General features: G+C 27.4%; 14 protein-coding genes. All 14 read right to left on the bottom strand.

Annotated elements, in window-relative coordinates:
* Nucleotides 1-186: 186 nt before the first annotated feature.
* Complete coding sequence (locus KQI30_RS09975) at nucleotides 187-804, bottom strand: TetR/AcrR family transcriptional regulator (protein ID WP_216463157.1); 618 nt, start codon at nucleotides 802-804, stop codon at nucleotides 187-189.
* Nucleotides 805-826: 22 nt separating this feature from the next.
* Nucleotides 827-2,800, bottom strand: a complete 1,974-nt coding sequence (locus KQI30_RS09970; RefSeq protein ID WP_216463156.1) for an ABC transporter ATP-binding protein/permease — start codon at nucleotides 2,798-2,800, stop codon at nucleotides 827-829.
* Between the two features lie 149 nt (nucleotides 2,801-2,949).
* Complete coding sequence (locus tag KQI30_RS09965; RefSeq protein ID WP_216463155.1) at nucleotides 2,950-5,208, bottom strand: glycogen/starch/alpha-glucan phosphorylase; 2,259 nt, start codon at nucleotides 5,206-5,208, stop codon at nucleotides 2,950-2,952.
* 440 nt (nucleotides 5,209-5,648) lie between these two features.
* Nucleotides 5,649-6,089 carry a hypothetical protein gene (locus KQI30_RS09960; RefSeq protein WP_216463154.1) on the bottom strand — a complete coding sequence of 147 codons (441 nt, stop codon included), beginning with the start codon at nucleotides 6,087-6,089 and terminating at the stop codon, nucleotides 5,649-5,651.
* Nucleotides 6,090-6,173: 84 nt separating this feature from the next.
* Nucleotides 6,174-7,187 carry an SPFH domain-containing protein gene (locus tag KQI30_RS09955; RefSeq protein WP_216463153.1) on the bottom strand — a complete coding sequence of 338 codons (1,014 nt, stop codon included), beginning with the start codon at nucleotides 7,185-7,187 and terminating at the stop codon, nucleotides 6,174-6,176.
* 17 nt (nucleotides 7,188-7,204) lie between these two features.
* On the bottom strand, nucleotides 7,205-8,266 hold the full coding sequence (locus KQI30_RS09950) for a hypothetical protein (protein ID WP_216463152.1): 1,062 nt from the start codon (nucleotides 8,264-8,266) through the stop codon (nucleotides 7,205-7,207).
* Nucleotides 8,267-8,280: 14 nt separating this feature from the next.
* The gene (locus KQI30_RS09945; RefSeq protein WP_216463151.1) at nucleotides 8,281-8,865 is read right to left on the bottom strand and encodes a PspA/IM30 family protein; all 585 of its coding nucleotides are present in this window, start codon (nucleotides 8,863-8,865) and stop codon (nucleotides 8,281-8,283) included.
* A gap of 220 nt (nucleotides 8,866-9,085) precedes the next feature.
* Entirely contained in the window at nucleotides 9,086-9,424 is a 339-nt protein-coding gene (locus KQI30_RS09940; protein ID WP_216463150.1) for a zinc ribbon domain-containing protein YjdM, read from the bottom strand.
* Nucleotides 9,425-9,518: 94 nt separating this feature from the next.
* Nucleotides 9,519-9,764, bottom strand: coding sequence for a sensor histidine kinase (locus KQI30_RS09935; protein ID WP_367397846.1), 246 nt, complete (start codon nucleotides 9,762-9,764; stop codon nucleotides 9,519-9,521).
* Nucleotides 9,765-9,979: 215 nt separating this feature from the next.
* Nucleotides 9,980-10,897: a sensor histidine kinase gene (locus KQI30_RS09930; RefSeq protein WP_216463149.1), complete on the bottom strand. Its 918-nt coding sequence runs from the start codon at nucleotides 10,895-10,897 to the stop codon at nucleotides 9,980-9,982.
* Between the two features lie 18 nt (nucleotides 10,898-10,915).
* Nucleotides 10,916-11,671: an ABC transporter permease gene (locus KQI30_RS09925; RefSeq protein ID WP_216463148.1), complete on the bottom strand. Its 756-nt coding sequence runs from the start codon at nucleotides 11,669-11,671 to the stop codon at nucleotides 10,916-10,918.
* Nucleotide 11,672: 1 nt separating this feature from the next.
* On the bottom strand, nucleotides 11,673-12,584 hold the full coding sequence (locus KQI30_RS09920) for an ABC transporter ATP-binding protein (RefSeq protein WP_216463147.1): 912 nt from the start codon (nucleotides 12,582-12,584) through the stop codon (nucleotides 11,673-11,675).
* Between the two features lie 90 nt (nucleotides 12,585-12,674).
* Nucleotides 12,675-13,361: a response regulator transcription factor gene (locus tag KQI30_RS17580; protein ID WP_216463146.1), complete on the bottom strand. Its 687-nt coding sequence runs from the start codon at nucleotides 13,359-13,361 to the stop codon at nucleotides 12,675-12,677.
* A gap of 43 nt (nucleotides 13,362-13,404) precedes the next feature.
* Nucleotides 13,405-14,181, bottom strand: a complete 777-nt coding sequence (locus tag KQI30_RS09910; RefSeq protein ID WP_216463145.1) for a nitrilase-related carbon-nitrogen hydrolase — start codon at nucleotides 14,179-14,181, stop codon at nucleotides 13,405-13,407.
* Nucleotides 14,182-14,528: the final 347 nt, after the last annotated feature.

Genomic DNA, 14,528 nt, shown 5'->3' with positions numbered 1-14,528 from the left:
AACAATTAAGGTTTGTGATACTTTTATTGATATATTTTAAAATTTTCCTTCTATTATTTTCATTATATTAAATTTTAAGCATTAAAAATAAAATTTTATCATTTTAAACTTAATAAAATAATATAACTTTATATATAAAAAAGGACTAAATCACAAATTCCTACTTTTGTAACTTAGTCCTTCTATTTATTTATTATTAATAACACCATGTTTTAAAATATCTGCTGTAACCATTAATGATTCTCTACATGATTCTAGTGACTTTGATATTGTAAAAAAAGCCACTAATTCATTTATTAACGATGATATTAATAAGTTATTTAATATTTCTAATTCATTATCTTCATTAATTCTTATATTTTTTGTAGATTTTATATGAGGAGGTAACTTATCTACTGATGTAAACTCCTTACACTGAATAAATTGAGATAAATGTTTTTCTAACCTAATATCCATATTGCATATAATAGAAATAATAAAATCTTTATCCTTACTTTTAACAACCTCAGTTGTAATATAATCAAAAATTAATAATTGAAACTGAAAAATATCACAATCTATATCAATAATTTTATGCTCTAAGTCTGATAAAATTCTATCTCTAAATTCACCTAATAAATATATAAATAAATCTTCTTTATTCTCAAAATATTGATAAAAACTACCTCTAGAAATATTAGCTTCTTTGATTATTCTATTTATAGATGCATCATAAAAATTATATTTACTAAATTCCTTTTTAGCACATTTTATTATCTTATTTCTTTTATCTTTAGGTAAATTAAAAAATGTATTTTTAGGCATATAAATCTCCTCAATATATTTTCTATTCTGTTCTTAATGAATCTACTGGATCAAGTTTTGATGCTTTATTAGCTGGAGAAAGACCTGCTAACATACTTACAATCACACTAATTCCAATACCTATAATAACATATCCACCAGTAATATTCATTACCTTCATATCAAATACATTCATAGATGCTTTATTAACTAAAATCGAAATAATAAATGAGCTTATTGTTCCTAATATTCCACTAGAGATTCCAATCAAGAATGCTTCTGAAACAAAAATTCTTTTTATATCTTTGTTTCTTGCTCCTATAGCTCTAAGTAATCCAATTTCTTTTGTTCTTTCTACAACACTTATATATAAAACTACTAATATCATAATTGATGAAACTAAAAGTGAAATTCCAGCAATTCCTGCTAAAACTATTGTTACAATGTTTAGCATAGTTAACATTTGATCTCCCATAGTTTCTTGAGTTGACCCACTATAACCTAAGTCTCTAATTGTTGACTTAAGATCACTGGCATCTTCTTCATTATCTGCTACTAAGTAAACCATAGTAGGTTTTAATTCCTTACCTGCATCACTTAAGAGTGTCTCAATATCAGAATAATTAATATAAGCTAAGTTACTACCATCAGATAACTGATTACTTTCCCCTACAGTATAAATACCACTAATTACAAAATCACCACTTATAGGTTGTCCATCTATAACAGCATTTAAAGTAACAGTCTTACCAACAACATCGCTACCAAGATCCTTTATAACTGAATCATTTACTATAAGCTCATTCTTTCCTGGAAGTGATCCATCCTTAACATTATCTTTTGTAAGAACTGAAGACATACTAGCTAATACCATTAAGTCGCTACTCTTATCTTTATATGTTAATTTATTTGTACCAGGCATAGTTATATATTGAAAACCATTTTCTACCTTCTTTACTCCTTGAAGTTTTGATAGTTCATCAATATTTTCTTTTTCAAATGGTGTTGTTGACATCATTGATTGCATTGCAGCAGCTGGATTTGTTGGTTCTGATTGTTCCTGCTTCATACTTACTTCAACAACTAAAGGATTCATAAAACTATCAATCATATCACTAAAATAAGACTTTACTCCATTACCTAATGCTAACATAGCAATAACACTCATTATCCCTATACTAACGCCAATAGAAACCAATATATTTCTCTTAAGCTTTTGTTTCATATTGTTATACGCTAACTTTATTGCTGATATAAAACTTAAGTTTTCTTCTTTTCTTTTATCTACAGAAGTATTTGCTAGTTCATCTTTAACTTCATGTACTTTCTTCTTATCCTTTTGTACATCTTCAATTATTTTACCATCTAATATTTTTATTACCCTACTAGAATGATTTGCTACTTTCTCTGAATGAGTTACCATTATAACTAATTTGCCTTTGCTAGCAATATCCTTGATTATATTTAGAACTTGCTCTGTAGTTTCTGAATCAAGAGCTCCCGTTGGCTCATCTGCAAGAATTATATCTGGGTTATTAATTAATGCCCTTGCAATTGCAACTCTTTGTCTTTGCCCTCCTGATAATTGATTTGGCTTTTTATAAATATGTTTTTCAAGACCAACTTCTTTTAATGCAACTTTTGCCTTTTCTATACGTTCTTCCTTAGACACGTTAGATAAAGTCAATGCAATAGTAACGTTATCTAATATAGAAAGATGCGGTATAAGATTGCAACTTTGAAATACAAATCCAATTGTATTTTTTCTATATCTATCTAATTCTTTTTCAGAAAACTTATTTATATCTTTATCATTTACAAATAATTCTCCTTCAAAATTTGAATCTAATCCACCTATCAAATTCATCAAAGTAGACTTTCCACTACCGGATTCTCCGATAATAGATACTAATTCACCTTTACTAAAAGAAACATTTATATCTTTTAATACATGAAAAGTTTCTTTATTATCTAGTGTATATCTCTTATTAATATTTTTTAACTTTAGTAATCCCATATTTCCTCCCTAAAAACATTTTTATGACAACATGTCACATTCAAATTTTATATGATAACTTGTCATATGTCAATAATATCTACTTTTCAAAATATAAAAATAAGGAGTTGAAGCACAAACATTGTGCGACAACTCCTTTGTAATTTATCTTATAGATGCCAAATATCTTCGTTGTATTGAGCAATTGTACGGTCAGAAGAGAAGAATCCAGCTTTAGCAATATTAACTACTACTTTCTTCATCCAAGTTTCTCTATCTGCATAATCTTCAAATACTTTATCCTTAGTCTTAATATAATCTTCAAGATCTAGTAAAGTCATGAACCAGTCTTTATTGATTAATTCATTATGAAGTCTTTCTAAGTTTTCTTTATCTCCTACTTTCATCATTTCATCACTTACGATAAAGTCAACTAACTTCTTGATTTCTGGTTTATTGTAGAAGTCTTTAGCAACATAATCAGCATTCTTATAGTGTTCTATAACTGTTTCACTTGATTCACCAAAGATGTAGATATTTTCATCTCCAACTAATTGATGAATTTCAACGTTTGCTCCATCTTCAGTTCCAAGAGTTAAAGCACCATTTAACATGAACTTCATGTTACCAGTACCAGATGCTTCTTTAGATGCAAGTGAAATTTGTTCTGAAATATCACAAGCAGGAATTAATTTTGAAGCTTTTGTTACGTTATAGTTTTCAACCATAAATACATTTAAGTACTTGTTAACATCTGGATCGTTGTTAATGATTTCTTGTAAGCAAAGGATAGTATGAATAATATCTTGAGCTATGATATAAGCTGGTGCTGCTTTTGCTCCAAAAATTGCAGTAATTGGAGTAGCTGGCTTCTTACCACCTTTGATTTCTAAGTACTTATTAATGATGTATAACACATTCATTTGTTGTCTCTTATATTCATGAAGTCTCTTAATTTGAATATCAAATATAGAGTTTTCGTTTAAATCTAAGTTTTGAGTTTCTTTTAAGTATTTCTTTAATGCTAATTTGTTATGTTTCTTTATTTCATCAAGTTTAGCTAATACTTTCTTATCATCAACAAACTTCATTAAGTCTTCTAACTTAGTAGCTTCTTTCTTGTAATCATCTCCGATAAGTTCGCTAATATAGCTAGCTAACTCATTATTACAATGTAATAACCATCTTCTGAAAGTTATACCATTAGTTTTGTTATTGAATTTTTCTGGATAAATATCATAGAATGGTTTTAATTCTTCTTGTTCTAATATTTCTGTATGAAGTGCTGCAACTCCATTTACACTGAATCCATAGTGGATGTCCATGTGAGCCATATGAACACGGTTTTCATTGTCTATGATATAAACTTTTTCATCGTCATATTTAGCTTTAACTCTGTTATCTAATTCAACGATAATTGGCACAATTTGTGGAGCAACTTTTTCTAAGTATTTTATTGGCCATTTTTCTAATGCTTCAGCTAAGATAGTGTGGTTTGTGTAAGCACAAGTCTTTGTTACTATTTCTATAGCTTCTGACATTCCAATTCCCTTTAATCCTAATAATCTGATTAATTCAGGAATAACCATTGATGGGTGTGTATCATTAATTTGAACAACTACATGTTCATGTAATTTGTGTAAGTCATATCCGTTTTCTTCTGCTTCTAATAAAATTAATTGAGCAGCATTACTTACCATGAAATATTGTTGATATACTCTTAATAAGTGACCAGCTTCATCACTATCATCTGGATATAAGAATAAAGTTAAGTTTTCTTTAATATCTGTCTTATCAAAATTTATTCCATCTTTAACTAATGATTCATCTAAAGTATCAATATCGAATAAACGAAGTTTGTTTGATGCTTCATTGTATCCAGTTACATCTATATCATATAATGTTGATTTTAAAGTAAATCCTCCAAATGGAACTTCAAATTTAATATCTGATTTATTTAACCAGCTTTCACTTGTAATCCATGGATTTTTAACTGCTGTTTGTTTGTTATCTTTAAATACTTGTTGGAATAATCCAAAGTGATAGTTTAATCCAACACCGTCCCCGTTTAATCCTAAAGTTGCAATAGAATCTATGAAACAAGCTGCTAATCTTCCAAGACCACCGTTTCCTAGAGAAGGTTCTAATTCTACTTCTTCTATATCAGTTAATTCTTTTCCGTTTTTAGCTAATACTTCTTTAACTTCATCATAAAGACCTAAGTTAATTAAGTTGTTAGATAATAGCTTACCAATTAAGAATTCAGCAGAAATGTAGTAAAGCTTTTTCTTTCCTTTGTTAGTTCCCTTTTTCTTAATATTTGATTTTGTTAATTCTAATAATGCTAAGTATACTTCTTCATTACTAGCTTCACTAATTGATTTGTTAAATCTTTTTGTTAAAATTTCATTTAAGTTATTTTCTAACATAATACTTTCCCTCACCTTAAATTTATATTTATTATATAACTTATAATTTGTTAGTTACGTTATATTGAAATCGCTTCCTCTGAAGACAATTATATTTTATCAAGTTTATTCATGTTGATGTTGTATATTTTTAATATTATTTGTACATTTATAATGCAACTTTTAGTAATTTATTCATTATATTTACTTTTAATACATATATAGTTAAAATACAAAGGTTTTCATTTGAATTTTTATCTTTAAATTCCTTTTTTATATAATATATTCTTTTATTTGTAACACATAAAATATTAATTATAATTTCGCAGTTCACACTTCATAATTATGGTTGTATATTTATGTTTTTAGTTGCTATATTTGGCTATTATACTTAAGCGTTGTTTCTATATTTATTACATAAGCATATTTTAATTAAAGGTACATGAAACTATACCTTGACATCATCTAACACCAAATACCGGCTGAGTAATATCCCTTTCATAAATTCCTCGAGCACCACGTAAGGCATACATATATCCTAATGTAGACAATACATTTGAAATATTAATATCTATATTAGGTTGAAGTGAAAAATCAATCTCTCCATTATAAAATTTATTTATTAAAATATCATATTTAGTGAATGCTACATTGGCAATCATTAACCTTGCGATAATAGCTACATATAATGATTGTAATGCTGTAATATCTGGATTGTATATATCGGAAGGAATATTAGGGTCATACTTACTATAAATAAGTTGTATACCTTCAATTGTAGCTAGATATGATAAAAAATCAGAATATATAAACATAGTTTGAGCACGAAGCTGCTCATATAGTAACTTTAAGTTTTCTATATCGCTTTCACTAAAGTTATAATAATTATATTCATGCTCCAACTATACTTCCCCCTAACAATATTATTTACTTTATAGTATATGTTTTACTTACTACTTGTGAAAAATAATACTGCAATACTATATTTATACTAACTTAGTTCCACATTCTGAACAGAATTTTGCTCCATTAGTTTTAGTTCCACACTCTGGACAAAACTTAGGAACAGCTCCATTATTTCCACCTTGTGGTTGAGTATTTTGTACTTGTTGTTGATTTTGTTGCATAGTACCTGGCATTTGTTGCTGATTTTGTTGCATGCTATTCATCATTTGTTGTCCCATCATCATTCCCATTTGCATGCTCATCATATCTGCTGCCATAGATGATCCATTATTGTTCATTTTTCCTGATGCCATAGCATCTACCATACTAATCTTTTGATATTTATCTACATCACCTAACATACTTTGTGATGCAGCTTTAGTAATCATTTGTTGTACTTCTTCTGGATATGAAAAATTACTAATACTAAAACTAGTAATTTCAATACCGATCTTACCCATTTCCATATCTAGATCTTCACATATTCCATTAGATATATCAAAAGAATTTCCTTGAAGATTAAAGATATCCTTTCCTTCCTTAGTAATCCACTTCATAAGAAGTTGATTTAACATTGACATAACTCTTTCTTTTACATCATCTATTGAATATTGTTTTTTTACACCTGCAATATTATCTATAAAATTCATATAATCTGATAATTTACATGTAAATGTTCCTAATGCTCTTATTGGTAACCCTCCTGGTAAACTAGGATGTGCTATATTTATTGGTTGTTTAGTACCCCACTTTACTGTAAACTCCTTAGTATTTATAAATAATACTTCTGCTCTAATTCCACTATTTAATCCAAACTTTAATCCTTTAAGTGTTGATAAAAAAGGAATAATTTCTGATTCTATATCATAACTACCATCATCCTTAAAGACACCTTCAACTTTTCCATTGTACATAAATATTGCATCTTGTCCCGGACGTATAATAAGCCTTGAACCTTTTTTTATTTCTTTATTACTCCACTTCCAAAATAATAAATCATCTCTATATTCTTCCCATTCTACTACATTTGCAAATTGTTTTGAAAATAAACCCATAATAATCCTCCTAACATCTAATTACTAAAGTGCATAATAAGACCTATAATAATTAAGCCTATAATAATTAATATTATGATCTTTGCAACACTCTTTGGATAATCTCCTTGAATTTTTCCAGTTTGTCCATTAATAATTACTGTATAATTTTTATTTTTGTACGAATATGATGTGGCATAAATAGGCAATAATAAATGCTTATATGTCTCATCATAAAATCTAGGATATATACTTATATTTCTTGCATGATCATAACTTCTCCTAATTTCGCTTCCTGCCATACTTTTTAATTCTCTCTTCATCTTATCAACGGCATCATCATGTCCTTCCTCTAAACTTATAGAGTAATTCTCAGACATATATCCAGATATATAATCCGGTGAATATGATTTAACTTCTTTGAAATTAAATGGTTGTATACCATTAAAAAATCCCTTTTTATATCTAGATGAAGCTGCTACTTGTATATCATCAAAAAAGTTATCTATATGGCCTGATACAGGATACCAATCTGTTTCAGTTTTAGTAGTATCATTTCCATCTTTATCTTTTACAACTACTTCTCTATCTCGTCCACCTTCACCTCTATAATCACAACTTACATTTGCATCAAATGTCCAGTATGGTATATATATTCCTTGAAACCCTCCATGTTGATATAAATTTTTCAATTCATTTGGAGCTAGCCATCTTCTTTTTATCCATGTTCTAAATTTAACAACAACTTCATTTTTATCAATCTTGAAAGGTATTACCCCATCTGGAACTAATGCTTCAACTTGCTTTTCTGCTAATACATAACTAGAACCACAATAAGGACATTTTGCTGCTGTATCATTAGAATCTAGCTCAATATTAGCTCCACATCCACTACAAGTCATAGTACTTGTAGTTTTCTCTTCTACAGTAACTTTTCTTCTAGCATCTAATGTTAATTCATGTTCAACTATAGTACCTTTTTCATTTTCAATTACCCTTGTACTATCGCAATTAGGGCATTTCAACCCTTGAGTCTTTATGTCAAATTCCATTATTCCACCACAAGCATCACATCTATATACTTTAGTTTTCTCTGACATACTTATTAATCCCCCTAATTATTACTATCTTGTCTTAATAACTCATCGAATTCCTTATCTAAATCACTTTTACTATTGGATAAATTATTAATCTCTTCTATAGCTTCAGCTCTACATACCATCTTATCTACATTTTGCTGAACCTCTTCAACTTTAGAGAATCCCTTTCCTTCATCTACTGTAATTCTATTCATTGTTGATTTTAATACTTCTATATCCATCAATAACTTTTCATGAATTTTTTTCATCTTCTCAGCATTGTCTTCTTCTAAATCATAAACTTTTTTCAATTCTTCAAATTTAGGCATTAATTCTTCTTTTTTAGATAAGTATATTTTTGCATCCCTTGATTTACCTTGTTCCATATATTTTTCAGAATATCTTTCATACTTCTCTATCTTTTCCTCATATTCATCCATCTCTCTTTTTCGTCTTGCCCTATTAGAATCTAATGCCTCCATTTCACCTTTTACTGTTCTTACATCCTCTTCAAGTTCCCTCATATATTTTGTCATGTCCTTCATTGGATCTTTTGATTTATTAAATAATTGCTTCACATTAGATGTCATTATATTCGAAAATCTTTTTACTATACTCACTTTATCCTCCTTTCAAATTGAAAAACTAATATTATATTTTCTTTTATTTTACCATATATTATAATATTTTTCCTTATTTTAGGATGAGTTAGCTAAATTAAAATTTTATCCTCGCTTCCTCGTGAAATTCATCTCTAAATGAAATTTTTATATAAATAAAAAAAGGCCTCGCTCACGAATCTCTTCGTTATTGCGACAACCCTTCTTATTTAAAATTTAATTATGCTTTTTTAACAAATTCAGATTTTAAACTCATAGCTCCAAATCCATCTATTTTACAGTCAATATTATGATCACCATCAACTAAACGTATATTTTTAACTTTTGTTCCTATTTTAATTGGTGATGAACTTCCTTTAACTTTAAGATCTTTTATTACTGTTACAGTATCACCATCTTTTAATATGTTTCCATTAGCATCTTTTACTACTAATTCATCTCCATTTTCACTTTCTGAACCTGGTGTCCACTCATATGCACATTCTGGACAAACTAAAAGATTTCCATCTTCATAAGTATATTCTGAATTACACTTTGGGCAATTTGGTAATTGATCCATCTTTTCATTTCCTCCTATGTTTTCAATTTAATATCGGCTTATATAATATCATAGAGTACTAATATTAACAAACTTAATATGTTTAATTCCTTACTTATTTATTAGGCAAATAAACAGAAAATTTAGATCCCTCATCATTAGAGTTTACCTTTATATATCCTTCATGTTTAGATACTATTTCCCTAGTTAAATATAATCCTATTCCTATTCCTTCTATATCTCCAACATCTTTTTCTCTATAAAATCTAGCAAATATTTTAGGGAGTTCTTCTTCTTTTATTCCTATACCATTATCTTCAATATCAATTCTTACAAACATCTCATCGCTTTGTATACTCAATTCTATCTGCTAGTTGAGCTATTTCTTCACTATGAGTAATCATTACTATAGTTTGATTAAATTTTTTTATCACCTCATCATCTACTATGGTTTATATTTTACATGTAGCTTCTTACAATCTTCTGATAAAGTGACAAATAATATTCACATTTATTAATCAAATTGTGCTGTTTTTACTGACCTATCAATAAACAACACTTAATTATACTAGTTTACTATATAGAATCTACCATAGGAAAAATGCATACTATATACAGATATTCATCGTCTCCATAGGCATAAATATTTCCACCCATCCTCTCAGTAAAAATTCTAGTAATAGTAAGTCCAAGACCACTACTATTAGTTACTGATCTTGATAAATCTTTTTTATAAAATCGATCAAATATATGTTTAATATCATAATCTGTTAAAGATCCTCTTGTCGTTATATATGTAAAACTTACAATATTACCTTTTACCTTAAGGTTAACTTCTGCTTCTCCATTTGTATATTTCAAAGCATTATTTGTTAAGTTAGTTAAAATTCTTTTTATACATTTTATATCTCCATTTATCCATATTGGCTTTGCTTCTTTAGACATATTTAACTTAAAATCTATGTTTTTTTTCTCAAATTCCATATAAAACTCAAGAATATGTTCTTGTAATACTTTATATAAGTCTATCTTTTCAATTTTAATATTATATTCCTTATTTTCTAGCCTAGTATATTCATAAAGTTGTTCTATTAAATCTTTAAGGCCAATACTCCTTCTTTTTACAACGGATATGATTTCTTTTTGTTCATTTGTTAATTCTTCTTCATTAAAAAGTTCTAAATATCCTAAGATAGAAGTTAATGGAGTTCTTAAATCATGTGAAATATTTGTTATTTCTCCTCTTACTTCTCTTATAGTATTTTTTAATTGATAATTGTTTTTAAAATAACTATCTATATAATCATTAATTTCCATTGCTAATTCCTCTAAATTTTTATCAGGAAAATTAATAGTAAGATACCTTTCAACCTCCTTGGTATCTTTTATTGAAATAAAATCATTTTTTAAATCTTTTATAGATTTCTTTAATAAAATAAGGTGTATAAACAAATACACCACTATTAAAACAAGTAATACTATTACAAATATCAATTTATACACCATCTTTTCTTATTTGATTTCTTTCTTATTAAAAAGATATATTCCACCAAAAATAAATATAACTAACCATATTAATCCTATTATCAAAGGTAAAACAATACCTATAGTACTTTGTGATTGTACTAACTTACTATCATAACCTACAAGATTATAAGGCAAGTAATATGCAATTGACTTAATTAAACTTATTTTTCTTCCTATTATATTTAAAACACTTGGAATAAGAACCATTATAATTATTGGTAAAGTTAATGCTCCTACTACACTTTTACTATTCATACTGAAGAAATACGTAACTGCAAGTACAGCTAAAAGACATGTTGCACTACCTATAGTAACTCTAATAAATATGGAAATTTCATTTACATTACTATGTTCTAATAATAAAAATGATAATACTATTAGTAAAATAGACATTATTGTGTATATTAAAATCCCAACTATAGCTTGTACAACAAACCCACATATATATATATTATTTCTACTAACACCAAATGAAATAGATTGTTTAGTTGTATTATTTCCTTCTCCATCATTCATTATTGCAGAAAACGCAACTATAACGGTAAAAATCATAGTCATTTGTGCGTAAACATTTCCTAATGAAAATCTTGTGTTACCATACCTAAATGTTGGATCAACTTTCATCATATAGTTAAGCAGTAATACAGATGCTACAATAAGTACAGTAAAAATAATAAACATTATTTTAAGATTAGAATTCTTAATACTTCTATATAATTCACTTTTAATATAATTAATCATATTAATTTTCCTCCATCATATTCATATAATAATTCTCAAGATTTTTTACCTTCCTTACTACCTCTAAAATACCTATATTATTTAACACAGCAGTTTCACATATTTTTTTAATATCATCTATTCCTTGATATAAATGAATATGATTGTTAGCATACACCTTATAATTTTTATAATTAAGTTCCTTTTCTAGCACTATACACATTGCCTCTACTTTATCTACAGTTATATCTATATAACTTTCACATTTTCTTTGAAGATCTTCCATTGATATTTCTTCTATTATTTTTCCATTTTTCAAAAATCCATATTTAGTAGCTATATTAGATAACTCAGATAATATATGACTAGAAATAAGTATAGTAGTATTTTTCTTTTTATTAAGATTTATTAATATATTTCTAATTTCAATAATTCCTTCTGGATCAAGACCATTTGTAGGTTCATCAAGAATTAATAATTCAGGACTATTAAGAATTGCTAGTGCAATGCCTAACCTCTGCTTCATACCAAGAGAAAAATCTTTATATTTCTTTTTACCGCAATCTCTAAGTCCAACTTCTTCTAAAACTTTATTTATATTCTCTTTTCCTGGTATACCAAATTGAATTCTAAAATACTCTAAGTTTTCATATGCAGTCATTGAATAACAAAATCCTGGATTCTCAATTAGACAGCCTAATCTTTTACGTTGTTTTCTTACATCATCATCTTTGCTTCCGAAAAGTTCCATAGTTCCACTACTAACAAATGATTGTCCTGAAATTATCCTCATAATTGTTGTTTTCCCTGCTCCATTATTACCTATAATACCGTAAATATCTCCTCTATTTATCTCTATAGATACTTTATCTAGCGCTTTCGTTTCGTTGTAAATCTTCGTAACATCTTTCATCGACAATATAACTTCACTCATTTTAGTACCTTCTTTCTTCTCTAATTACCATCATTTTAATCTTTTCATTTAAATAAATACTAAAAAAAGTCTAAAGAAAGTTTAAAGATTCTAAGTATTAAGCTTATATCCTATTCCCCAAACAGTACTTATATATTCTTCTTTTGTTACCTTTTCTATTTTCTTACGGATGTTACTTACATGTACACATATTGTATTGTCATCTCCATAATATCCATTACCTGAAATTTGTTCATATAAAAAATCTTTTGAATATACTCTATTAGGATTTCTCATCATTATCTCAAGTATTTGAAATTCTTTTAACGTTAATTCTACTTTACTCTTCTTTACTTCTACTATCATTGAATCTAAATGAATAACAATATCTTTAAATTTCAATATACTCTCTTTTTTTAATACATTCTCAGCTATAATTCCCATTCTCCTAAGCTGTGCATTTATTCTCAAAATAAGTTCCTTAGGTTCAAAAGGTTTTGTTATATAATCATCAGCTCCAAGTTGAAATATATTCGTTTTATCCTCAAGACTACCTTTCGCCGTTAATGCAATAATTGGCATATCATATTTACTTCTAATATAACTTATTAACTCCTCACCACTTAACCCTGGAAGCATTAAATCACAAATAACAATATCTACATTATGCATATCTATTAATAGTTTTCCCTCTGTTCCAGAAAATGCTGAAATAACCTCAAATTTCTCTTTCTTAAATAGCTTTTGAATTAATAAATTTATATCATTATCATCTTCAACAATTAATATCTTTGCCACTTTTCTCCTCCTATACTAAATAAAATTATTCACCCACTTCAATTTAATAAAAACTAATATATAAATCTTCTCTTCTATCTTTTTTTATATCAAAACTTTTTCGTATTACTTGTATCAAATTAATATTTATATCTCTCACTATAACTTCTTCCTTTGAACTTACTTCATTTAATACTTTACCATTGGGAGACACAAATAAAGATGCCCCACCATATTTTAATCCATTTCCTACACCAACTCTGTTAATTCCTAATACATAACACTGATTCTCTATAGCTCTAGCTTTTAATAAAGTTATCCAGTATTCTTCCCTTTCTTTGGGCCAATTAGCAGCAACAGTTATAACTTCAGCATTTTTAGAAGCCACTTGAAAAATTTCTGGGAATCTTAAGTCATAACATATAAATGAAGAAAACTTAACCCCATCTATTTCACAAAAATTTATAATATTCCCTTTATGATATACCTTATCTTCACCAGAAAAAGTAAAAGGATGTATCTTAGTATAATCACTTAAAACCTTTCCCCTTCTTGATATAAAAACAAACTTATTCTTTCCTTTGTTCTCCACCTTAATAGCAAATCCTAGTCCTATGTTTATATCATTTTCAATTGCTATATCTACAATATTTCCTATTATCTCATCTTGATCTTTATCTAATATTATTAAATTATTAGTAAACCCACTTAGACACATCTCAGGAAATAGGATTAAACCAGCTCCCTCATCTTTTCCCTTCTTTGTAAACTTTTTTATTTTTTCTATGTTTACATTAAAATTTTCCCATGCTATATCCATTTGCGCCAATGCAATTCTCATATGCCCCCACATCCTCTAATCAATTTCTTATATAAAATTAATAATTATACTTTAATTATAATATTTGTTATAAAATACAATCTACTCTGTTTTCTAATTTAATAAATCTAGTCTGAATACATTTATATTTTATTTAAATAAAAAGCTGTCACACTTTGATATGATACCTCTAAAGTAGACATGGTAAATAACCAAAATCTACTTTGGAGGTATTTTTTATGGGAAGACAATATAAATATTCTTTTGAAGATAAAATCAAGGCATCAAAAGATTATATTTCAGGAACTAGAAGTTGTCGTCAAATATGTTTAGATCTTGGAATTAAGTATGGTAATACTCGCGGTGGT

It is taken from the genome of Clostridium bornimense (assembly GCF_018917145.1).
In the GTDB taxonomy this organism is placed as follows: Bacteria; Bacillota; Clostridia; order Clostridiales; family Clostridiaceae; genus Clostridium_AN; species Clostridium_AN bornimense_A.
The sequence above is the reverse complement of the archived record's forward strand: the minus strand, read 5'-3'. Positions and strand labels throughout refer to the sequence as shown.

Coding starts and splice junctions, on each gene's coding strand:
- KQI30_RS09975 (WP_216463157.1), bottom strand. CDS start 804: ATGCCTAAAAATACATTTTTTAATTTACCTAAAGATAAAAGAAATAAG.
- KQI30_RS09970 (WP_216463156.1), bottom strand. CDS start 2,800: ATGGGATTACTAAAGTTAAAAAATATTAATAAGAGATATACACTAGAT.
- KQI30_RS09965 (WP_216463155.1), bottom strand. CDS start 5,208: ATGTTAGAAAATAACTTAAATGAAATTTTAACAAAAAGATTTAACAAA.
- KQI30_RS09955 (WP_216463153.1), bottom strand. CDS start 7,187: ATGGGTTTATTTTCAAAACAATTTGCAAATGTAGTAGAATGGGAAGAA.
- KQI30_RS09950 (WP_216463152.1), bottom strand. CDS start 8,266: ATGTCAGAGAAAACTAAAGTATATAGATGTGATGCTTGTGGTGGAATA.
- KQI30_RS09940 (WP_216463150.1), bottom strand. CDS start 9,424: ATGGATCAATTACCAAATTGCCCAAAGTGTAATTCAGAATATACTTAT.
- KQI30_RS09925 (WP_216463148.1), bottom strand. CDS start 11,671: ATGATTAATTATATTAAAAGTGAATTATATAGAAGTATTAAGAATTCT.
- KQI30_RS09920 (WP_216463147.1), bottom strand. CDS start 12,584: ATGAGTGAAGTTATATTGTCGATGAAAGATGTTACGAAGATTTACAAC.
- KQI30_RS09910 (WP_216463145.1), bottom strand. CDS start 14,181: ATGAGAATTGCATTGGCGCAAATGGATATAGCATGGGAAAATTTTAAT.